This is a genomic window from Streptomyces tremellae, assembly GCF_039540215.1.
GTDB lineage: Bacteria > Actinomycetota > Actinomycetes > Streptomycetales > Streptomycetaceae > Streptomyces > Streptomyces tremellae.
Genome location: NZ_BAABEP010000001.1, coordinates 217,047 through 236,995 on the forward strand (window position 1 = coordinate 217,047; position 19,949 = coordinate 236,995).

General features: G+C 74.9%; 21 protein-coding genes. 9 read left to right on the forward strand and 12 right to left on the reverse strand.

The features are described 5' to 3' along the window. Positions 1-52: 52 nt before the first annotated feature. The 4 genes from ABEA77_RS00975 to ABEA77_RS00990 all read right to left on the reverse strand — a co-directional run bounded on the left by ABEA77_RS00975 (position 53) and on the right by ABEA77_RS00990 (position 4,553). Complete coding sequence (locus ABEA77_RS00975) at positions 53-1,675, reverse strand: AMP-binding protein (protein WP_345639893.1); 1,623 nt, start codon at positions 1,673-1,675, stop codon at positions 53-55. Then, entirely contained in the window at positions 1,672-2,436 is a 765-nt protein-coding gene (locus ABEA77_RS00980) for a citryl-CoA lyase (RefSeq protein ID WP_345639895.1), read from the reverse strand. The genes ABEA77_RS00975 and ABEA77_RS00980 overlap by 4 nt, the downstream gene beginning before the upstream one ends. A gap of 132 nt (positions 2,437-2,568) precedes the next feature. Next, complete coding sequence (locus ABEA77_RS00985) at positions 2,569-4,149, reverse strand: solute symporter family protein (protein WP_345639896.1); 1,581 nt, start codon at positions 4,147-4,149, stop codon at positions 2,569-2,571. Continuing rightward, on the reverse strand, positions 4,146-4,553 hold the full coding sequence (locus ABEA77_RS00990) for a DUF485 domain-containing protein (RefSeq protein WP_345639898.1): 408 nt from the start codon (positions 4,551-4,553) through the stop codon (positions 4,146-4,148). The genes ABEA77_RS00985 and ABEA77_RS00990 overlap by 4 nt, the downstream gene beginning before the upstream one ends. 501 nt (positions 4,554-5,054) lie before the next feature. Here ABEA77_RS00990 and ABEA77_RS00995 point away from each other — a divergent pair. Both ABEA77_RS00995 and ABEA77_RS01000 read left to right on the forward strand, forming a co-directional pair. Next, positions 5,055-6,368, forward strand: a complete 1,314-nt coding sequence (locus ABEA77_RS00995) for an MFS transporter (protein ID WP_345639899.1) — start codon at positions 5,055-5,057, stop codon at positions 6,366-6,368. A gap of 22 nt (positions 6,369-6,390) precedes the next feature. Next, positions 6,391-7,461 (forward strand): alkene reductase, encoded by a 1,071-nt coding sequence (locus tag ABEA77_RS01000; RefSeq protein WP_345639901.1) that lies wholly within the window; start codon positions 6,391-6,393, stop codon positions 7,459-7,461. A 66-nt stretch (positions 7,462-7,527) separates the two neighbouring features. On the opposite strand, the gene ABEA77_RS01005 is transcribed toward ABEA77_RS01000, so the two are convergent. Further along, positions 7,528-8,109, reverse strand: a complete 582-nt coding sequence (locus tag ABEA77_RS01005; protein WP_345639903.1) for a TetR/AcrR family transcriptional regulator — start codon at positions 8,107-8,109, stop codon at positions 7,528-7,530. Between the two features lie 250 nt (positions 8,110-8,359). Between ABEA77_RS01005 and ABEA77_RS01010 the strand changes: the two genes are divergently transcribed. Together ABEA77_RS01010 and glgX are read left to right on the forward strand one after the other, a co-directional pair. Continuing rightward, entirely contained in the window at positions 8,360-9,139 is a 780-nt protein-coding gene (locus tag ABEA77_RS01010) for a helix-turn-helix transcriptional regulator (protein ID WP_345639904.1), read from the forward strand. Between the two features lie 82 nt (positions 9,140-9,221). Next, the gene (gene glgX / locus ABEA77_RS01015; RefSeq protein ID WP_345639905.1) at positions 9,222-11,345 is read left to right on the forward strand and encodes a glycogen debranching protein GlgX; all 2,124 of its coding nucleotides are present in this window, start codon (positions 9,222-9,224) and stop codon (positions 11,343-11,345) included. 147 nt (positions 11,346-11,492) lie between these two features. Here glgX and ABEA77_RS01020 read toward each other — a convergent pair whose 3' ends face one another. From ABEA77_RS01020 to ABEA77_RS01030, 3 genes are all read right to left on the reverse strand, one after another. Then, on the reverse strand, positions 11,493-11,813 hold the full coding sequence (locus ABEA77_RS01020; RefSeq protein WP_345639907.1) for a hypothetical protein: 321 nt from the start codon (positions 11,811-11,813) through the stop codon (positions 11,493-11,495). A 27-nt stretch (positions 11,814-11,840) separates the two neighbouring features. Beyond that, positions 11,841-12,056, reverse strand: a complete 216-nt coding sequence (locus ABEA77_RS01025; protein ID WP_345639909.1) for a hypothetical protein — start codon at positions 12,054-12,056, stop codon at positions 11,841-11,843. A gap of 138 nt (positions 12,057-12,194) precedes the next feature. Beyond that, complete coding sequence (locus tag ABEA77_RS01030) at positions 12,195-12,374, reverse strand: hypothetical protein (protein WP_345639911.1); 180 nt, start codon at positions 12,372-12,374, stop codon at positions 12,195-12,197. A gap of 596 nt (positions 12,375-12,970) precedes the next feature. On the opposite strand from ABEA77_RS01030, the gene ABEA77_RS01035 reads away from it, so the two are divergent. The 4 genes from ABEA77_RS01035 (at position 12,971) to ABEA77_RS01050 (ending at position 17,109) form a co-directional block, all read left to right on the forward strand. Further along, a complete protein-coding gene (locus ABEA77_RS01035) occupies positions 12,971-13,972 on the forward strand; it encodes an ABC transporter substrate-binding protein (protein ID WP_345639913.1) in 1,002 nt (333 codons plus the stop codon). A 19-nt stretch (positions 13,973-13,991) separates the two neighbouring features. Continuing rightward, positions 13,992-15,068: a FecCD family ABC transporter permease gene (locus ABEA77_RS01040; RefSeq protein ID WP_345639915.1), complete on the forward strand. Its 1,077-nt coding sequence runs from the start codon at positions 13,992-13,994 to the stop codon at positions 15,066-15,068. Further along, positions 15,065-15,862 carry an ABC transporter ATP-binding protein gene (locus tag ABEA77_RS01045; protein WP_345639917.1) on the forward strand — a complete coding sequence of 266 codons (798 nt, stop codon included), beginning with the start codon at positions 15,065-15,067 and terminating at the stop codon, positions 15,860-15,862. Before ABEA77_RS01040 ends, ABEA77_RS01045 begins: the two co-directional genes overlap by 4 nt. Before the next feature lie 71 nt (positions 15,863-15,933). Then, entirely contained in the window at positions 15,934-17,109 is a 1,176-nt protein-coding gene (locus ABEA77_RS01050; protein WP_345639919.1) for an epoxide hydrolase family protein, read from the forward strand. A 76-nt stretch (positions 17,110-17,185) separates the two neighbouring features. On the opposite strand, the gene ABEA77_RS01055 is transcribed toward ABEA77_RS01050, so the two are convergent. Further along, positions 17,186-17,602 (reverse strand): DUF4395 domain-containing protein, encoded by a 417-nt coding sequence (locus tag ABEA77_RS01055; protein WP_345639920.1) that lies wholly within the window; start codon positions 17,600-17,602, stop codon positions 17,186-17,188. 80 nt (positions 17,603-17,682) lie between these two features. On the opposite strand from ABEA77_RS01055, the gene ABEA77_RS01060 reads away from it, so the two are divergent. Beyond that, positions 17,683-18,105: a thioredoxin family protein gene (locus tag ABEA77_RS01060; RefSeq protein ID WP_345639922.1), complete on the forward strand. Its 423-nt coding sequence runs from the start codon at positions 17,683-17,685 to the stop codon at positions 18,103-18,105. Between the two features lie 11 nt (positions 18,106-18,116). Here the strand turns inward: ABEA77_RS01060 and ABEA77_RS01065 are convergent, their stop codons facing one another. The 3 genes from ABEA77_RS01065 to ABEA77_RS01075 all read right to left on the reverse strand — a co-directional run bounded on the left by ABEA77_RS01065 (position 18,117) and on the right by ABEA77_RS01075 (position 19,912). Next, complete coding sequence (locus ABEA77_RS01065) at positions 18,117-18,308, reverse strand: hypothetical protein (protein WP_345639924.1); 192 nt, start codon at positions 18,306-18,308, stop codon at positions 18,117-18,119. 275 nt (positions 18,309-18,583) lie between these two features. Then, the gene (locus ABEA77_RS01070) at positions 18,584-19,045 is read right to left on the reverse strand and encodes a hypothetical protein (protein WP_345639925.1); all 462 of its coding nucleotides are present in this window, start codon (positions 19,043-19,045) and stop codon (positions 18,584-18,586) included. Between the two features lie 141 nt (positions 19,046-19,186). Then, positions 19,187-19,912, reverse strand: a complete 726-nt coding sequence (locus ABEA77_RS01075) for a MerR family transcriptional regulator (protein WP_345639927.1) — start codon at positions 19,910-19,912, stop codon at positions 19,187-19,189. Positions 19,913-19,949 lie beyond the last annotated feature (37 nt).

Here is a 19,949-nt window from a genome sequence, read left to right on the forward strand (position 1 = left end):
GCCGGGCGCGCCGCCCGGCCAGTCGTGCGGTGAGGGGTGGGTCGCGCGGCGGTCAGCGGCCGGCGTCGTGGTAGCGGCCGGGGCGCTCGTCGTGCCCGGTCCGTGCGCGCAGTTCGGCCTTGCGGACGCGCTGGGTGTGGGTGCGCGGCAGGTCGTCCACGATCTCGACGTACCGCGGCACCATGAACCGCGGGAGTTCCCTGCGCGCGTAGTCGGCGATGTCGGCGGCGAGTCCGCCGGGCACGCCGTCCGGGTCGCGGCCCTCGCGGGCCACCACGAACGCCTTGACGTCGTGCTCGCCCCACTCGGAGGGGACGCCGACGACGGCCGCCTCGGCGACGGCGGGGTGCCCGCCGAGGGCCGCCTCGACGTCGGTGGAGCAGATGTTCTCGCCGCGGCGCCTGATGGCGTCGCCCGAGCGGTCCACGAAGTACACCCAGCCCTGGGCGTCGCGGCGGCACCGGTCGCCGGTGTGGAACCAGAGGTTGCGGGTGGCCTCGGCGGTCGCGTCGGGCAGGCCGAGGTAGCCGGCGGTGATCTCCCACGGGGAGTCGGTGCGCACGAGGAGTTCGCCGGTCTCGCCGTCCGGGACCTCGCGGTCGTACGCGTCGACGATGCGGATCTGCGCGCCCGGCCGCGCCCGGCCGCAGCTGCCCTCGGGGCCGAGCTGCCAGCCGCTGACGACGGGGCAGCTCACCTCGGTCATGTTGAAGGCCGTGGTCAGCCGTACCCCGAAGCGGGCGGCGAACGCCGCGCGGTCGCGCGGGAAGGGCGCCACGAAGACGTTGCGCAGCGGGTTGTCGGCGTCGCCCGGGGCGGGTGGCACCGACTCCAGGTAGCGGGCCGCGCTGCCCGGCAGCAGGGTGGTCGTGCACCCGTACGCGCGCACGTCGGGCCAGAAGCGCGAGGTGCTGAAGCCGTCCCTGGTGACGGCGCGGGCGCCGGTCAGGGCCGCCGCGTACACGGAGAGCTTGCCGCTGACGTGGAACAGTGGGACGGGCACGTACCAGTGGTCGTCCGGTCCTGCCTCGTCGAGGGGGATGCACCAGACGGCGGAGCGCTCCAGCTGGCGCCACGGGATCAGGACGCCCTTGGAGCGGCCCGTGGTGCCGGAGGTGTAGACGACGGTGGCGGTGGTGTGTTCACGCAGCTCGGGCTCGGGCGGGAGGACGGTTCCAGGCCGCGCGCCCGCCGGGCCCGGGGCGCCGCCGGGGCCGCCGGCGCCGGTCAGGACGGGCAGCGCGAGGGACTCGGGCGCCTGCGCGGGGGCGAAGCGTTCGGCCCAGCGGGGGTGCACCGCGGCGGCCGCGGGGGCGGCGTCGGCGAGCACGGTCGCGAGGACCCGGCCGTGGTAGGCGGTGTTGAGCGGCACCTCGACCGCACCGAGCCTGGCGATTGCCATCCACACCACGAGCGCCTCCGGCCCGGTGGGGAACATCGTCACGACCCGGTCGCCCTGCCGCACACCCGCGGCGTGCAGCGCGCCGCGCCAGGCGTGCACGAGTTCCTCGAACCCGCCGTAGGTGACGGGGCCTTCCGCGGTGTCCTCGACGAACACCGCGTCGGGTGCGGCGGCGGCGCGCTCGCGCAGCAGCACCGGCAGGGGTACGGCCTCGGCCGCGGGGTCGCGCCAGGAGCCTTCGGCGGGCGCGGACTGGTGCGGGAACGTGGTCACTTGGTCGCCTCCGGGGCGCGGTAGGGGGCGGCGGCGTCCGCGGCGTCGAGCATCGCCTGCGCGGCGGGGGCCCGGTGTTCGTCCCAGAGGTGGCCGACGAGCCCGGCGGCGCGGGCGACCAGCGCGATGCCCCGGCACACCTGCCAGGGGATGCCGGCGGCGGTGAGCAGGACGGCGGACGCGCCGTCCACGTTGACGGGCAGCGTCCGGTTCGCGGCCCGCTCGGCGTGGTGCTGGAGCAGCAGGAACCGCTCGCGCGGCGCCGGGTCGAGCCCGGCGGCGTCGGCGACGGCGAACAGCCGGGCGGTGCGCGGGTCGCCTTCGGTGTGCACGGGGTGGCCGAGTCCTGGCAGCCGGTCCCTGCGGCTGCGCGCCTCCTCGGCCAGCCGGCGTGCGTGCGCGTCGGGTTCGGCGTCGTCGGGCCACTCCTGGAGCAGCCGTGCGGCGCCGTCGAGGGCGCCGAGGAAGCGGTCGCCCGCGCCCAGCAGCCCCGCGGCGACCGCGCCCTGGAGCGCCCCGGGCGCGCCCAGGTCGGTGAGGCGCACGGCCACCGCGGTGGCGGTCGTGCCGTGTTCCGTGAGGGCGACGAGTACCGCGTCGAGGGCGGCACGGGCGCCGGGCGCGGGCAGGTGCCCGGTGATCTCCAGGTGCACCATGTCGGTGAACGGGACGGCGCCGATGAGGTCGTCGACGAGGTCGAGGCCCTTGACGGTGACGCCGTCGGGCGTCACCGCCGCCATGGTCTGGTGGGGCTGAGGCATGCGGTGTCCTTCTGTGCGCGGCCGGCGGGGCGGCCGGGTGCGCCGGGCCGAGGTGGCCCGGCGCGGCGTGCGGACGCGTGGTCCTGGTGCCGGGGTGCGTGCGGGCGCGCGCCCGGGGGCGCGCGGCGCGGGTCAGGTGCGGGCGGGGACCTCGGCCGGCTCCGGGGCGACGCCGAGCTGGGTGCGTACGGACATCGACTCCCAGGCGGCGGGGTCGGGGCGGGTCCTGCCGAGCACGGTGGCGAGCCACGCGATCAGGAAGCCGGCGGGGATGGAGATGACGGCCGGGTAGTCGAGCTTGATGACCGCGTTGTCGTGCAGCCAGGTCGGCGAGAGCGCGATCACCACGATCGACACCAGCAGGCCGCCGAGCAGCCCGAAGACGGCGCCGCGCGCGGTGAACCGCTTCCAGAACAGGGTGAGCAGCACGACCGGCAGGTTGGCGCTCGCGGCGACCAGGAAGGCCAGCCCCAGCAGGAAGGTGATGTTGCGTCCCGAGCCGATGGCGCAGGTGCCGAGGGTGGCGAGGACGCCCATGCCGATGGCGGTGACGCGGGCGACGGCGGGCTCCTGCCGCGCGGCCTTGGGGCTGTTGCGGTGCAGGCTGCCGGTCCACAGGTCGTGTGCGACCGCGCCGGAAGCGGACAGCAGCAGCCCGGAGACCACGGCGAGGATGGTGAGGAAGGCGACGCCTGAGATCACCGCGAGGCTGATGTCGCCCCAGGCGCTGCCGGCACCGCCCGCGAGCTCGCGGGCCAGGATGGGTGCCACGAGGTTGCCGCCGGCCGCGGAGGCCTCCTTGGCCGCCGCGGAGTTGAGCAGGGCGCGGGCGCCGAAGCCGATGACCACGATCAGGCCGAAGAAGACGCCCATGACACCGATGGCCCAGCCGAGCGAGCGGCGTGCGGTGTGGCCGTCGCGGACGGTGAAGAAGCGGACCAGGACGTGCGGCAGCCCGGCGGTGCCGAGCATGTAGACGAGACCGTACGAGACGATGTCGGTCTGGTCGATCGCGTGGCCGTGCGGCAGCAGCAGGCCGGGGCCGCGAATGGCGTCGCCCGCGGGGGTGCGGCTCGCCGCGGTGTGCAGCAGCCCGCCGAAGTCCCAGCCCGCGTGGGCGAGTACGGCTCCGGTCAGCACCAGGGCCGCGACCACGAGCAGCAGCGCCTTGACGATCATCACCCAGGTGGCGCCGAGCATCCCGCCGAGGGTCACGTACACGGTCATGAAGGCGCCGGTGATCAGCACGGCCGTGGTGAAGGAGAGCCCGGAGAGTGCCTGCAACAGGGTTCCCGCACCGACGAGTTGCGCGAAGAGGTAGAAGAACGACACGACGAGCGTGTTCACCGCGGCCGAGCCGCGCACCGCCTCGCCGCGGAAGCGCAGCGAGAGCACGTCGGCGAGGGTGTACGCGCCGGAGTTGCGCAGCCGTTCCGCGAGCAGGAACAGCACGGGCAGGAACGAGAACAGCGCGGCGAGCAGGATGAGTGTGCCGTCGAAGCCGGTGAGGAAGATCAGGCCCACGGTGCCGAGGAAGGTGCCCGCCGACATGAAGTCGCCCGCGACGGCGAGGCCGTTCTGCGCGGAGCCGATGCCACGGCCGGCGGCCCAGAAGTCGCCGGCGGTGCGGGTGCGCCGCCCGGCCCTGATGATGATCGCCAGCATGGCCACCACCAGGACCCCGAAGACGCCGAGCGTCAGTCCGTGGTTCATGCGTCAGGTCCCTCCGTGCGGTGCGCGCCCTCGGCGCCGAGGAGTTCGGCCGCGCGGGCGGCGACGGCGCCCTGGAGCGGCACGATGCGCCGCGTGGTCACCCGCAGATAGACGGCGACCAGGGCGAACGCGGCCAGGGAGAGCAGCAGGTAGACCAGCAGACCGCTCGACCCGAACCCGGCGACGGGCGCGGAGAGCGAGCCGGGGCCGAGGGCCACCCAGAGGAAGAAGCCGAGATAGACGGCGAGCGTCACGCCGGTGAGCCACCAGGCGAGCCGCCCGCGCTCCCGGCTGAGCCGCTGGAAGTCCTCGGAGGAGTAGACCGCGTGCACCGGGTGCTCCGCGGGCGTGTCGTACGGGGGCACGGCCGGGGCGCCGGCGGCGCTGCCGTTGTCGAGGCTCATGGGAAGTCCCGCCCTTCTGGAGCATCCTTGCTCCTGCGGATGTTCCGGATGATGGGATGACATCCCGCAATCCGGTTTCACGACCGTAATGCGGGCGACTTGGGCCGTCAATAGAGCGGGAGAAGGTTCGTGTTATGCCAGGCGAGAGCGGATCGACGACCCAAGGAAACAGACATTCCAGCCTTACGGCACATGTTTCGAAGGTGGGACGACACCGGACTCCCGCCACATCCCCACATCCGGGCCCCGCCGGGCCTCATGACACCCGGACGCCGACCGCGCTCACCCGGCGCGGTCGGGCACGTTTTTATCCGAGCGGTCAAAAACAGTGCTACGGTGCCGCGTGCAACGCTTCCCGCCCCCGTACCAGGAGGACGCGATGACGGCTCGCCCGGCACAACACACCGGCACCGGCTCCGCCCGCACACCGCACACCGGGCCCGACCGCCCGCAGCACACCGCCGCCGCGCCCCGCGGCCCGCTGCCGCGGCCGGCGGGGCGATGACCGCCACCCGCGCCGACGTCCCGGAGACCGCCGCGCCGCCCCGGGCCCGCGCGTGGGCGGCCGTGGTGTCGGTGGCCTTCTGCTCGTTCAGCCTCGTGCTCTCGGAGTTCCTGCCGATCGGGCTGCTCTCCGACATCTCCGCGGGACTGCGCGTCTCCTCGGGGACCGCGGGGCTGCTGGTCGTGATGCCGGGTCTCGCCGCCATGGTGGCCGCCCCCGTCGCGACCCTGGCCGCGGGCCGGATCGACCGGAAGACGGTCCTGGTGGCGCTCGCCGCGCTGATCGGGCTGTCGAACCTGCTCGGGGCGGTGAGCCCGGGGCTCGGGGTGATGCTGGCAGCGCGGTTGCTGCTCGGCGTGGGGGTCGGCGGCTTCTGGGTGTTCGGCAGCAGCGTCGCGCCGCGCCTGGTCGACGCCCGTGGCGCCACCAGGGCCACCGCCACGGTGACCGGCGGCATCGCCCTCGCCACGGTGGCGAGCCTGCCGCTCGGCGCCCTGGTCGGCAGCCTCGCGGGGTGGCGGGCGGCGTTCGCGCTCGGCGCCGCGCTCGCCGCGCTCGCCCTCCTCGCCCAGCTCCTGCTGCTGCCCTCCCTGCCTCCCGGCGCCGGGCAGCGGGTGCGCGACCTGGTCGCGATCGTGCGGGACGGCAGGTCGCGCACGGTGCTGATCGCGTGCGTGGCGACGTTCGCCGCCCAGTTCGCCGCGTACACCTATCTGGAGCCCTACCTGCGCGACGACGCGGGGTTCGGCTCCTCGGGGGTGACGCTCACCCTGCTCGGGTTCGGCGCGGCCGGACTGGTGGGCAACTTCGGCTTCACCCGGGTGCTCGACGCGGCGCCCAAGCGCGCCGTGGCCGTCTTCATGACCCTGACCGCGGCGTGCGTCGCCGTGCTGCCCTGGGCGGCCGGCAGCCCCGCCGCGGTCGTCGCGGCCGTCGCGGCGTGGGGGGGTGTTCTGGGGCGCGCTCCCCATCAGCCTCCAGATCTTCCTGATGCGGACCGCCGGGGCCGGGGCCGAGGGCGGCCAGGCGGTGTTCGTGTCGACCATCCAGATCGGCCTCGCGGCGGGCTCAGCGGCCGGGGGCCTGCTGGTCGACTCGGCCGGGCTCACGGTGACGCTGTCCCTGGCCGCGGCCGTCGCCCTGCTCGGCGCCGCCGCGGTGACGGCGCGGGACCGACGCCCCGGCCCGGGGCGGCGGCCGGACGAAAGGTCCCGGGAGGCGGAATGGGTGTCACCGCCCGGGCGTTGACCCTCCGGAGTAGCAAGGAAGACCGTGGCGCACGGGCCGAGACCCGGCGCCGCGCCCTGTGACAGCCAGTCGAGGAGCACACTCGTGTCCACACTGTTCGACCCGATCAACGTCGGCAAGCTCACCCTCGCCAACCGCGTCGCCATGGCCCCGATGACCCGCAACCGCTCCGACGACGACGGGGTCCCGACCGCGCTCGTCGCCGAGTACTACGCCCAGCGCGCCGGGGCCGGCCTGCTGATAACGGAGGGCACGCAGCCGAGCGCCACGGGCCAGGGCTACTTCGCCACCCCCGGGCTGCACTCGGACGCGCAGGTGGAGGGCTGGCGCGCGGTCGCCGACGCGGTGCACGCGAGAGGCGGGCGCATCTTCGCCCAGCTCATGCACGCGGGCCGGGTCGGCCACCCCGACAACAAGACCACGCCGGAGCTGGTGGCACCGAGCGCCGTCGCCGCCCCCGGTGAGATCTTCACCCGCAAGGGCATGCAGCCCCAACCGGTGCCGCGCGCCCTGGAGGAGGCCGAAATCCCCTCTGTGATCGAGGAGTTCGCGCACGCCGCCCGGCAGGCGGTCGCCGCGGGCCTGGACGGCGTCGAGGTGCACGCAGCCAACGGCTACCTGGTGCACCAGTTCCTCGGCCCCACCTCCAACCTGCGCGCCGACGGCTACGGCGGCACTCCCGGGAACAGGGCACGTTTCGCCATCGAGGTGGTGCGCGCCGCCGCGGAGGCGATCGGCCCCGAGAAGGTCGGCATCCGCATCTCCCCCGCGCACAACATCCAGGGCGTCATTGAGGACGACGAGCAGGCCACGGCGGCGACGTACGGCACGCTCGTCGACGCGATCGCCCCGCTGGGGATCGCCTACCTCTCCTATGTCGCCGACCCGCGCTCCGCGCTGGCCCGGGACCTGACCGCGCGCTTCGGCGGCGTCACCATCGCCAACGACGGCTTCGCCGCCGTCACCAGCCTGGAGTCCGCGCAGGCGATCGTCTCCGAGGGCCTGGCCGACATGGTCGCCGTCGGGCGACCGCTGCTCGCCAACCCCGACCTGGTCGAGCGGTGGCGCAGCGGCGCCACGCTCAACGAGGCGAACCAGGCCACCTTCTACGGCGGCGGCGCCGAGGGCTACACCGACTACCCCGCCCTCGTCTGACCGCGCCCCCGCCGGCGGGCCCCGTGCCCGCCGGCGGGCACGGGCCGGCCCGTGCCCCCGCGGCGCTCACCCGCCGAGGACGCGGGCGGCCGCCGACTCGATCGACCGCAGCTCCTCGGCCGAGTAGCCCGCCTTGCCCAGCGCCTCGATGCCGCGGCTGACCGCGAGGAGCAGCCTTGCGAGGTCGCGGGGGTCGGCGTCGGCGCCGACCTCACCGTCCTCCTGCGCCCGGGCCAGGGAGCACGCGAGGCGGTCCTCGACGTGGTGGAGGGTCTTCGACGCGCGCTCGACCACCGCCTCGGAGCTCACCGCGAGCTCCGCCGTCGCCTTGTTGATCATGCAGCCGACGTGTTCGCGGTCGGCGATCGTGTCGCCGGTGACCTGGCTCAGATAGCCGAGGGCCGCCGCGAGGCCCGCAGCCCTGCGGAACGTCTCGTCCGTGGCGGCGTCCGCCTCGGCGCAGTAGCCGTCGAAGGCGCGCTCGAAGATCTCCTCCTTGTCCCCGAACGCGTTGTACAGACTGCCCTTGCCGAGGCCGGTGGCCTCGACCAGGTCACTGAGGGACGTGCCCGCGTACCCCGTACGCCGGAACGCCGTGCGGGCGGCGGCCACGGCCGCCTCCTCCTCGAACTTGCGCGGCCTTGCCATGGCTCCCAGAATACTCGTCCTTGACCGATCGGGACAGAACGGGCCCCGCGGGGGCCCCCGCACCCGCTAGCCGGCGTTTGGCAGCGGCGCGTGGGAGGCGGGGAGCCAGACGTACCCGGCACCGTCGCCGCGCAGGTGGCCGAGGCCGGGGAAGGGCAGATGCGCCGCCGCGACCCACCATCCCTCGCGGGCCGCGCGCCGGAGCACCTCGGCCCGGCCCGGTGCGTTCCTGCGCAGCCGCAGGGCCGCCGTGACGCCCGAGGAGGCCGGGGCGGCCTTCCACCGGCGGCGGCGGGTGCCTGGCCTGCGCCGCGAGGAACTCGCCGAGCTCGCCGGGATCAGCGTCACGTACTACCCCCGGCTCGAACAGGGCGAGAGCCACCAGGTGTCGGACTCCGTGCTCGACTCGCTCGCCCGGGTGCTCCGCTTCGGCGCCGACGAGCGCGCCCATCTGGTGCGGCTCGCCTCGCCGGGCCGCGCGGCGCTGCGCGGCGGCGGGCCCGAGCGGGTCAGGCCCGCGGTGCGGGCGCTGGTGGACGGGGCCGCGGGACAGTCGGCGATCATCCTGGGGCGGTGCGCCGACCTGCTGGGCGGCAACGCCCTCGGCTTCGCCCTGTGGGGCCTTCCCGCCCCCGGGGCCGCGGGCGACGCGCCCCCGAACGTCGCGCGCTTCACGCTCCTCGACGCGGCGGCGCGCGCCCTCTTTCCCGACTGGAAGGCGCAGGCGCGCGACCCCACCGCCCATCTGCGGCTCGCCGCGGCCCGGTACCCCGGCGACCCGGAGCTGGACACCCTGATCGGCGAACTGCGCGCCCGCAGCGCCGGCTTCGCCCGCATCTGGGAGGCTCACCCGGTCAGCGACTGCGTGCACTCGGTGCGCGAGTACGGCCATCCGCCGGTGGGGGCGATGGCGCTGAACGAGGAGGTGGTCAGGCTGCCCGACGCCCCCGGGATCCGGGTGGTCTTCAGCGGCGCCGAGGCGGGCACGCCCGCCGCGGACAGGCTCAGCCGGCTGGCCGCGCCGGCCTGAGGGGGCCGCCCCGCGCACCGCCGGTCGTGGGAAGCACACGGCGGACAGGAGTGGACGCGGCCTGCGCGGTTACCTTCCAGGCATGCAGACCTGGCCGGGACAGCCCTATCCCCTCGGAGCCACCTATGACGGCTCCGGCACCAACTTCGCGCTCTACTCCGAGGCCGCCGAGCTGGTCGAACTCGTTCTCCTCGACGAGCGCGGCGCGCAGGAGCGCGTCCGGCTCAACGAGGTGGACCGCTTCGTGTGGCACGCCTATCTGCCGGGCGTGCGGCCCGGGCAGCGCTACGGCTATCGCGTGCACGGCCCCCACGCGCCCGAGCGCGGCCTGCGCTGCAATCCGTCGAAGCTGCTGCTCGACCCGTACGCGAAGGCCGTCGACGGCCAGGTCGACGGCGACGAGTCGCTGTTCGACTACCGCTTCGGACGGCCCGAGGAGTCCAACACCGACGACAGCGCGGCGCACACCATGACGGGCGTCGTCGTGGACCCGTACTTCGACTGGGGCGACGACCGGCCACCGCGCCGCCCGTACCACGAGACGGTGATCTACGAGGCGCACGTACGCGGTCTGACCATGGCCCACCCGGACGTGCCGGAGGAGCTGCGCGGCACGTACGCGGGGATCGCGCACCCCGCGGTGGTCGAGCACCTCACGGACCTCGGGGTGACGGCCCTTGAGCTGATGCCCGTGCACCAGTACGCGCAGGACGGCGTGCTGCGCGAGAGGGGCCTGTCCAACTACTGGGGTTACAACACGATCGGCTTCTTCGCCCCGCACAACGCCTATGCCGCGAGCGGCCATCCGGGCGGCCAGGTACAGGAGTTCAAGTCGATGGTGAAGACCCTGCACGCGGCGGGCATCGAGGTCGTCCTCGACGTGGTCTACAACCACACGGCGGAAGGGAACGAGAAGGGTCCGACGCTCTCCTTCAAGGGCATCGACAACAGCGCCTACTACCGGCTGGTCGACGGGGACGCCGCCCACTACTACGACACGACGGGGACGGGCAACAGCCTCTCCGTCAAACACCCGGCCGTCCTCCAGCTCATCATGGACTCGCTGCGGTACTGGGTCACCGAGATGCACGTCGACGGCTTCCGCTTCGACCTCGCGGCCACCCTCGCCCGGCAGTTCCACGAGGTCGACCGGCTCTCGGCCTTCTTCGACCTGGTCCAGCAGGACCCGGTGGTCAGCCAGGTCAAGCTGATCGCCGAGCCGTGGGACATCGGGGACGGCGGCTACCAGGTCGGCAACTTCCCGCCGCTGTGGACCGAGTGGAACGGCAAGTACCGTGACGCCATAAGGGACTTCTGGCGCGGCGCCGAGTCGTCCATGCCGGAACTCGCGTCCCGCTTCGCCGGCTCGTCCGATCTCTACCAGCACGACAGCAGGCGCCCGCTCGCCAGCGTCAACTTCGTCACGGCGCACGACGGGTTCACCCTGCGCGACCTGGTGTCGTACAACGAGAAGCACAACGAGGCCAACGGTGAGGACGGGCGGGACGGCGAGAGCGAGAACCGCTCCTGGAACTGCGGCGCCGAGGGCGACACCGGCGACCCCGGGATCCTCGCCCTGCGCGCACGGCAGCAGCGCAACCTGCTCGCCACGCTGCTGTTGTCGCAGGGGGTGCCGATGATCGCGCACGGTGACGAGCTCGGCCGCACCCAGCGCGGCAACAACAACGTCTACTGCCAGGACAGCGAACTCGCCTGGGTGGACTGGGAGCTCGACGCGGAGCGGCGCGGCCTGCTGGACTTCACCCGGCGGCTGATCGAGCTGCGCCACGCCCATCCCCTGCTGCGGCGCAGGCGGTTCTTCACCGGCCGGCCGGGCGAGCGCGGCGGGGACCTGCCCGACATCGTGTGGCTGCGGCCCGACGGCGAGACGATGGGCGAGGCGGACTGGGCGCGCGACGACGCCCACGCGCTGGCCGTCTTCCTCAACGGCGACGCCATCACGGAGCCGGGCCCGCAGGGCGAGCGTGTCGTGGACGACTCGTTCCTCGTGCTGCTCAACAGCCACCACGAGCCGGTGGAGTTCCGCATGCCGGGCCCCGCCTACGGCACCGGCTGGCAGGTCGCGGTGGACACGGCCGCCCCGGCCGCGCCCGACGAGGACGTGCCGCTGCCCGCGGGCGGTTCCCTCAAGGCCGAGAGCCGCAGCCTGCTCGTCCTGGTCCGGCCACGGCAGGCGGCGAACTGAGAGTCGCCCCGGCCGCGGCGGACGGCACACACACCCCTCGCCGCGCCGGGCCGCGCTCCGCCGCCGGCGCGGTGTCAAGGCGCCCTCGGCGTGTCAGAGCGGCCTGGTCGTGTCAGACCCCTTTGTCGTGTCAGAGCCGCCGTCGTGTCAGGGCTTGTTCTCCGCGCGGCCCACACCGCGCTGGTGCGCAGGCCCTGTGCCCTCGTCATCCGGCTCGCGCCCGCTCCGCTGCCGGCGGGCGGGCTGCTCGTCCGCGGGCGAGCCGGTCGCCCCGCCGGGGGTGCGCCGGGGTTCTGACGCCTTCATCGAGCCGTCCTCGACGGGCCCGGTCGCGCCGCCCTTGCGCGGTGTGTTCCCACCGCGCTCCGCGGCGCCCTCGACGTCCGCCCGCTTCCGCCGGCCCTCGTAGGGCGGAACGGCCTTGCCGCGCGTGTTGGTGTCCCGGTGCTCGCCCGGGTCGCCAGCCATGGTGTCGCCTGCCTCTCGTGGTGGCGGTCAGCCGCCTCCGGACTGAAGGTTCGGCATGTCCGGGTCGGACGGCTTCTGCGGCTCGACGGACGTGTCGATGTCCGCGCGGTCGCCGCGCGCGTTCTCGGCGGGCCGGTTCGACGGCCCCGCCGACGGCTTGTCCGAACCCGTGTCGCGCGAGCCTTTCGCTCCCCGTACGCTCTGCGGTTCTTCCTCGGTGTGCGCGCCGGGCCTCTCGGCCATGAGGAACACTTCTCTCGGTCGTGGAGGACGTGTCGCCTTCTCGCTGCGCCCGGCCCACGGCCCCCCTGTCCCGCTCCCGGGCCCACTCCTCCGTCGTACCACGCCGGGAGACACCCCGCGACGCGGCGGCCCGCGCCCTCAGGGCACGGCGCTCTCCGGCGCCGCGACCGCCTCCACCGCACCGGTGCGGGAGCGCCACGGCGCGGCCCGCAGTGCGAAGCCGGCCGGGAAGAACACACCCGGCCCGATCGTCCCGGCCGCCGGGCCCGCCTCGTCGACGATCCGGGCGGGGCAGCAGCCGACCGCCGACACCGACACCGGTGCAGCAGGAGAAGCCCGCCGCGGAGCCCACGGTCCCGGCGCCCACACCGGGCGCGTGTTCCAGACGGTGCAGGCCGTGGCCGAAGCACGCCTGGGAGCGAAAGCCGACCACCCCGACCTGTCGGGGCACGACGTCCACGCCCGCGGGAGCGCGGCCAAGACGACGCCCGCCCCCTCCCGGCGCGGGCCTCCCCGAACGCCACGTCCACGCCGACGTCTCCGTCCCGACACCCACCGCGCCCTGACGGCACGCGGCCCCGTACCGCCCCGACGGGACCGGGGGTGTCAGGTAGCCCCCGGCAGGGTGGTGCGCGGCGCGTGCTAACGTGCCGGGGCCGAGTGGCCGGTTCTGTGCCGGTTCTCGGCTGCGCGTCAGGCAGCGAAGCCGGTGAAGCCCGCGGTGCGGGCCAGTCCGGCGCTGTCCCGCAACTGTGAAGGCCGCCTCAGCAAGCGGCCCAAGCCAGGTCGCCTCCTGCCGCGTGACGACATCGGCCCTCGTGGGAAGGGCGGTCCGTCCTGCTGTCCCGGTGCCTGCCCGGGTCCGGCATGCCGATGGACCGGCTTCTTCCCGACCTCACCGGGAGGAAGCGCACATGGCGCACCCCACGGCCGCGCGCCGGCCGTCCCGCCGCGCGGCGCTCCCGCGCGCGCTGGCGGCGGTCGCCGCCGTCCTCGCCGCCGCGGTGCTCGGCGGCTGCGGTTCCGGAGGTTCCGGCGGGGGCGCGGAGTCCGCCACCCCCGCCGCCTCGGCCGGCCCGTCCTTCCCTGTCACGGTGGTCCCGCAGAACGGCAGGGTCACCCTCGGCCACAGGCCGGAACGGATCGTCTCGCTCTCGCCGACCGCGACCGAGGACCTGTACGCCGTGGGCGCGGGCAAACAGGTCGTCGCCGTCGACGCGAACTCCGACCACCCCTCGAACGCCCCCGTCACCAGCCTCAGCGGCCTGACCCCGAACATCGAGGCGATCGCGAAACACCGGCCCGACCTGGTGGTCGCCTCGCAGGACTCGGGCGGTCTGGTGAGCGGGCTGCGCAAGCTGGGCGTACCGGTGCTGATCGAGCCCGCCGCCGCGACGGTCGACGACGCCTACGCGCAGATCGGCCAGCTCGGCCTGGCCACCGGGCACGGCCCGCAGGCCGCGCACACCGTGGCCGGGATGAAGTCCGCGATCGCCGCCACGGTCAAGCGCACCGGCGCCCACCACACCGGCCTCACCTACTACTGGGAGCTGGGTGCCGCCCCGTACTACTCGGCGACCTCGTCGACCTTCGTGGGGCAGGTGGCCTCGCTGTTCGGCCTGAAGAACATCGCCGACAAGGCCGACAAGGCCTCCGACGGCGGATACCCGCAGCTGTCGCAGGAGTACATCGTCTCGGCCCGCCCCCAACTGATCTTCCTCACCGACAACGGGCCGTCCGACGGCGGGCAGAGCCCGAAGACCGTCGCGGCGCGGCCCGGCTGGTCGGGCATCCCCGCGGTACGGGAGAAGCGGGTATTCGGCCTGGACGACGACGTGGCCTCCCGCTGGGGCCCACGGCTGCCGCAGCTGGTCGCTGAGATCGCCGGGGCGGTGGAGCGGGCGGGCGCCCGGTGACGTGGGACGCACAGCCGCTGTGAGCCCGCGCGCGAGCAGGCCGCGCCCGCAGGGGCCGCGCGCGGGGAGACCGGAGGGTAGCCGCGCCCGCACCGCGCGCCTGTACGGCGCCGCGGCGGCGTTCCTCGCGGTCGCGGTGCTGGTGGGTGCCACCGCGGGCGCTGCCGACCTCAATCCGCTCGCCACGGCCGCGGCGCTGCTCGACCGGCTGCCGTTCGTCCGGCTGCCGTCCGGGATGAGCGCGTTGGACCGCGGGGTGCTGTTCCAGATCCGGCTGCCGCGGGTGGTGCTCGGCGCGCTGGTCGGCGGGGCTCTCTCGCTCGCGGGCGCCGGCTACCAGGGGGTGTTCCGCAATCCACTGGTGGACTCGTCGCTGCTGGGTTCGTCGGCGGGCGCGGGGCTCGGCGCCACGGTCGCCATCGTCGCGCTGGGCGGTGCCGCCTCGCCCGCCGTGCCCGGGGCCGCGTTCGCCGGGTCGCTCGCCGGCGTGGCCTTCGCCTGTCTGGCCGGGGTGACCGGCGGCCCCGGCACGTCCACCCTGCTGCTCGCGGGCCTCGCCGTGTCGCTGTTCCTCTCCGCCGTCCAGACGTACGTGCTCCAGCGCTCCAGCCAGGACATCCAGCAGGTCTACTCGTGGCTGCTCGGCTCGCTCTCCGCCGCCACCTGGCACCAGACCGCGCAGATCCTGCCGTATCTGGCGGTCGCCGTCGCGGTGGTGCTGCTGCACGGCCGACACCTCGACGTACTGTCCGTGGGCGACGAGGAGAGCCGGGCCCTCGGGCTGCGCCCCGGCGCCGTCCGGCTGATCGTCGTGGCGGCCTGCGCGCTGGCCGCGGCGAGCGCGGTGGCGGTCAGCGGCCTGATCGGTTTCGTCGGCATCGTCGTCCCGCACGCGGTGCGGCGGCTCGCGGGCACCTCGTACCGCCTCGTGCTCCCCCTCTCCCTCCTCTTCGGCGCGGGGTCCCTGGTCCTCGCGGACGCGGCGGCCCGCACCGCCGTGGCGCCGGCGGAACTGCCGATCGGCGTGGTGACCGCGCTCGTCGGCTCGCCCGCGTTCGTGCTGATCCTGCGCACCACCCGGGCGGTGCGCACATGACGGGACCGGTGCGGGAGCCCGCCGGGCTCGACGTGTCCCGGCTCGGAGTGGAGCTGGCGGGTACCCCGGTGGTGCGCGAGCTGTCCTGTGCCGTCGCCCCCGGCGGCTGGCTCGCGCTGATCGGGCCCAACGGCGCGGGCAAGTCGAGCGCGCTGCGCGCCATGGCGGGTCTTGCCCGGCACACCGGCGGCGTCCGCGTCGGCGGCACCGACCTCGGGCGCCTGCGCGGCAGGGAGCGGGCCAGGCTGGTGGCGTACGTGCCCCAGGCCCCGGTGCTGCCGCCGGAGATGACCGTACGGGAGTACGTGCTGCTCGGCCGCACCCCGCACCTCGGGCACCTCGCCCAGCCGGGTGCCCGCGACCGGGAGGCGGCGGCGCGCGCCCTGGACGCGCTCGGCCTCGGCGCGTTCGCGGCCCGTCGCCTGTCCGCGCTCTCCGGCGGGGAGCGGCAGCGCGTAGCGCTGGGCCGCGCCCTGGCGCAGGAGCCCCGGCTGCTGCTGCTCGACGAGCCCACCTCCGCGCTCGACCTGGGGCACCAGCAGCAGGTGCTCGACCTCATCGACGGCCTGCGCGCAGGGCAGCGGCTCACGGTGGTCGCCACCCTGCACGACCTGACCGCCGCGGCCCAGTACGCGGACCAGCTGGTCCTGCTCGACCACGGCAGGGTCGCGGCGGCGGGGCCGCCGGCCGAGGTCGTCACCGAGCGGCTGGTCTCCCGCGTCTACGGGGCCCGGGTCCGGGTCGCCCCGGACACCGCGGGGCGGCCGGTGGTCACGCCGGTGCGCGGCCGCTGACGGGACGCGGTGCCGTCCCCGGCCGACCGCCTTCAAGGCCCGGCCGGGCACGCCCCCGTAGCATGCGTCCCATGCCGGACGCACCGCCGCACCCCGAGCCCTTCACATCGCGCACCGCTCCCGGGGCGCTGGACGACCTCCGCGCGCGGCTGGCCGCGACGCGGTGGCCCGACGCGCCGGAGGACGCGGGGTGGTCGCTCGGGACCGACGTCGCCTACCTGCGGGAACTCGTCGGCCACTGGGCCGGCGCGTACGACTGGCCGACGCGGGAGGCGACGCTCGCGCGGCTGCCGCGCTTCCGGGTCCGGGTCGGCGGCCTCGGCATCCACGTGGTGCACGCCAGGGCGGTGCGGCCCGCGGGTCCCGCGCTGCCGCTGGTCCTCTGCCACGGCTGGCCGGACTCGTTCTGGCGGTACGCGAAGGTCGTCCCACTGCTGACCGATCCGGGTGCGCACGGCGGCGACCCGGCCGACGCGTTCGACGTGGTCGTGCCCGACATGCCGGGCTTCGGCCACTCGGACCGGCCGGGCGGCGCGCCGCTCGACTCGATCGCGGTGGCTGGGCTGTGGGCCGAACTCATGGAGGTGCTCGGCTATCCGCGCTTCGGCGCGGCGGGCGGGGACGTCGGCAGCCACGTGAGCCGCTACCTGGCGCTCGACCACCCCGACCGGGTGGTCGCCGTGCACCGGATGGACGGGGGCCTGCCGGTGTTCACGGGGAAACCGGCCGATCTCACGGCCGAGGAGCGCGCGTGGTTCGACGAGGTCGCCGCCTGGGGTACGGCGGAGGGCGCCTACGGTGCCGTGCACCGGACGAAGCCGCAGACGGCGGCCGTCGGACTCACCGACTCGCCTGCCGGGCTCGCGGCGTGGATCGTCGAGAAGCTGCGGGCGTGGAGCGACTGCGGAGGCGACGTCGAACGCGCCTTCACCAAGGACGAGATCCTCGACAACGTGATGCTGTACTGGCTCACGGGGACGATCGGCTCGTCGATGCGCATGTACCACGCGAACTCCGCGATTCCGGCGGAGCAGTTGGCACGCCGGGTCGAGGTACCCTCGGGATTCTCCCTCTTCCGCGGGGACATCGTCCGCCCGCCCCGCGCCTGGCTGGAGCGCACGACGAATCTGGTGCACCTCACGGAGCCCGCACGCGGGGGCCACTTCGCGCCGTACGAGGAGCCCGAGCTGTACGCGGAGGAGCTCCGCACGTTCTTCCGCCCCTACCGCTCGGCCGCGGAGCGCTGACCGGCCGGGCCCGGGGTGCCGGCCCCGGCTCCGGGGGTCCGGGCCGGCCCCCCGGAGCCCGGGTCGGGCGCGAGGCTCAGGCGGAGGGCGTGGTGGCCCTGCGCAACAGGAGGTACATCTCGCAGCCGAGGCAGTATCCGAAGGCCGAGTTGAGAAACGCGGCCGCGAGCGCGCACGCCGTGGCCGCCAGGGCGAGCCAGCCCTGGCCGAAAGCGTAGCCCGCGAGTCCTGCGAGGGTGAAGACGAGGCCCACCCCCTGCGCGAAGCGCGGCGGCTCCGGTGACTCGAACTCGGTGGGCGGCGCGAGCCTGGGACGTATCAGGAAGCGGAAGAGGAGCCCGTAGGGGGACTTCTGGACGCCGAGCGCGGTGCCGACGGCGAAGCAGAGCGCCTGCCAGGCCAAGAGCCCCGCGCTGCCCGTGAGGAGGACCACTGCGAGCACCACCGTGGTGACGGCGGCCCCGAAACGTGGTCCCCTTGTGTCGATGTGCATGGGCACCATGCTCTCCCGCCCGCGGCCCGGTGGTCCCGGGAGGCGTTTTGCAGTCGTGTGAACTCTTGGAGGCCCTGGACGTGGCTGGGTTGGTCGTGTGCGTGGCGGTCCTGCTTGTGGCCGCGGTGTTCGGGCTCGTACGGCGGCGCACCGACGGGAGGCTGCGGGCGCGCGCGGCTGCCCGTACGCCGGCGAGCGAAGCGGGCCGGCTCGTGGCGGCCGACCTGGGCGGGCCGCTCGGATCCAGGGCCACGCTGGTCCAGTTCTCCAGCGAGTTCTGCGCGCCGTGCCGCGCGGTCAGGCGGGTACTCGAAGAGGTGTCGGCCGAGCACGGCGGCGTGGTGCACGTGGAGCTCGATGTGAGCCGACACATGCGCCTCGTAAGGCTGTTGAACATCCTCAGGACGCCCACGGTGCTGGTCCTCGACGCCGAGGGCCGGGTGGTCGGCAGGGGGTCGGGCCGGGTACGCAAGGCCGATCTGGTCGCGGCCCTCGCCGGGTGACGGGTCGGTCCTCACTCGCCGGCCGGCAGCTCGTTCTTCCGGCCTGAGAGGCGCTCCACCCGGAGCAGCGGCGCCGAGTGGTCGAGGTGTCCCGCGCCCCTTGCGCGCGGTACGGCCGGCACCCCGGCCGCCGTGGCGCCGAAGCGGGTCGCCGCGCCCGCCTCGCGGGTGGCCGCGGTCACGATGCCCGTGCGGGGCGGCACCCGCGCGTATCCGGTTCGCCGAGGCGCTCGACACCGCCGTCCGCGCGGGCCTCCTCCTCACCGACGTCCGCGCCGGAGGTCCCGGGCCTCGCCCCGAAGTCCTGCCCGCGACGCTCGGACAGCCCCAACTCACCCCGGGGGGCCGGTCACTCGGGCAGCCACAACACTCCCGGGACCGGTCACTCAGGCAGCTCTGCTGCACCCGGCGGCCGGCCGGCTCGGGCAAGCCCCAGCGGCCGGTCCGCTCGGCTGACTCCGCTGCCCCCGGCGGCCGGTCAGCCGCCGGACGCGGCGGCGGCCGCCGCGGCGTTCCTGCGCCGCCACAGCGCGAGTACCACCAGGCCGGTGAAGACCTGGAGGGTGGCGGGCACGTCGGAGAGGTCGGCGGCCAGCCCGCCCCGGAGGCCGGTGCGCCGGAACTCGCCGACGCTGCGCCCGCCGTGCAGCAGCCGCCTGCGCCCGCGCAGGCCGGCGGGGCGGGTCAGCTCGTACTCCGCTCCCTCGCCCGCGATGCGCCAGTGCCCGCCCTCGCGCCTGGCAGTGGCCCGTACCCGCTCCCCCGCCAGCATCTCGAAGCTCCGCCCCCAGCCGGCCGGTCGCAGGACGAGGGTCTCCCCCGCCAGCTCGATCTCGCCGCCCGACCTCCAGGCGCGGGCCGACCAGCGCGCCACCGGCGCGCCGTCGAGCAGCACCTGGCTGGTCCGTCCGGCGAACCCCTCCGGCCTGATCTCCAGCATTGGGGCCTCCCCCGTTCCTGACGGGACGCGTCGGTGTGCGTCCCGCCGCCTGGGAGGCGTCTGCCCGCAACCGCCCGGGGGATGCCGGAAGCGTGCGGCCCGGTGTGCGCTCGCCCGGCGGGCATCCGGTCCTCGGCCGGTTCAGAGAAGGTCGGCCGCCTTCCAGACGCGGACGAGGACGTCGAGCTGCGCGGGGTTGTAGAGGTCGAGCATCGCGCCGACGACGGCTTCGGTCGCCGTCTGCCGGCCGGCCTCGGCGTCCTCGACCGTACGCGGGGAGGCCGGATGCCTCTCGACCAGGGCGCGTATCCCCGGGGCCATGACGCGGGCGACGTGCGCGCGGGTCTCCTCGTCGGCGTCGGGCGCGAGCGCGTCGAACGCGTCGTCGGCGGGGCCCCGTTCGTAGTCCCGCAGGAGGGCCTGCCAGTGCGGTGCGGTGTCGTCGCCGACGACATGGGTGATGACGGCGAACAGCGAACGGTCCGCGGACGAGAGGCCCGCCTCGGTCGCCGCGGCCGACAGGGCGTGCGGCAGGTCCGTGGTGACGGGCTCCCGGCGCAGCTTGGCGATCTCCGTCCGCGCCTCCACCAACAGGGCGATCTTCTCGGCGAGTTCACCGTCCACCGCGTCGAGGCTCTCCGCGAGGCGCGCGGGGTCGTCCGCCACGGCCGCGATCCTGGCCAGGGGGAGGCCCAATCCGGTCAGGCGGCGGAGCTGGAGCAGCCGCACCAGGTGCTCGGTGCGGTAGGCCTTGTAGCCGTTGGGGAGCCGCTCGGGCTCGTCGAGCAGCCCGATCTCGTGGTAGTGCCGGACGGTGCGCAGTGTCGTGCCGGCGAGCCGCGCCACCTCCCGTGTGCTCAAGACCATACCGGTGCCCGCCTCTCCGTCTCCCGTGCCCGTCCCG

Coding starts and splice junctions, on each gene's coding strand:
- ABEA77_RS00980 (WP_345639895.1), bottom strand. CDS start 2,436: ATGCCTCAGCCCCACCAGACCATGGCGGCGGTGACGCCCGACGGCGTC.
- ABEA77_RS00985 (WP_345639896.1), bottom strand. CDS start 4,149: ATGAACCACGGACTGACGCTCGGCGTCTTCGGGGTCCTGGTGGTGGCC.
- ABEA77_RS00990 (WP_345639898.1), bottom strand. CDS start 4,553: ATGAGCCTCGACAACGGCAGCGCCGCCGGCGCCCCGGCCGTGCCCCCG.
- ABEA77_RS00995 (WP_345639899.1), top strand. CDS start 5,055: ATGACCGCCACCCGCGCCGACGTCCCGGAGACCGCCGCGCCGCCCCGG.
- ABEA77_RS01005 (WP_345639903.1), bottom strand. CDS start 8,109: ATGGCAAGGCCGCGCAAGTTCGAGGAGGAGGCGGCCGTGGCCGCCGCC.
- glgX (WP_345639905.1), top strand. CDS start 9,222: ATGCAGACCTGGCCGGGACAGCCCTATCCCCTCGGAGCCACCTATGAC.
- ABEA77_RS01020 (WP_345639907.1), bottom strand. CDS start 11,813: ATGGCTGGCGACCCGGGCGAGCACCGGGACACCAACACGCGCGGCAAG.
- ABEA77_RS01025 (WP_345639909.1), bottom strand. CDS start 12,056: ATGGCCGAGAGGCCCGGCGCGCACACCGAGGAAGAACCGCAGAGCGTA.
- ABEA77_RS01035 (WP_345639913.1), top strand. CDS start 12,971: ATGGCGCACCCCACGGCCGCGCGCCGGCCGTCCCGCCGCGCGGCGCTC.
- ABEA77_RS01045 (WP_345639917.1), top strand. CDS start 15,065: ATGACGGGACCGGTGCGGGAGCCCGCCGGGCTCGACGTGTCCCGGCTC.
- ABEA77_RS01050 (WP_345639919.1), top strand. CDS start 15,934: ATGCCGGACGCACCGCCGCACCCCGAGCCCTTCACATCGCGCACCGCT.
- ABEA77_RS01055 (WP_345639920.1), bottom strand. CDS start 17,602: ATGCACATCGACACAAGGGGACCACGTTTCGGGGCCGCCGTCACCACG.
- ABEA77_RS01070 (WP_345639925.1), bottom strand. CDS start 19,045: ATGCTGGAGATCAGGCCGGAGGGGTTCGCCGGACGGACCAGCCAGGTG.
- ABEA77_RS01075 (WP_345639927.1), bottom strand. CDS start 19,912: ATGGTCTTGAGCACACGGGAGGTGGCGCGGCTCGCCGGCACGACACTG.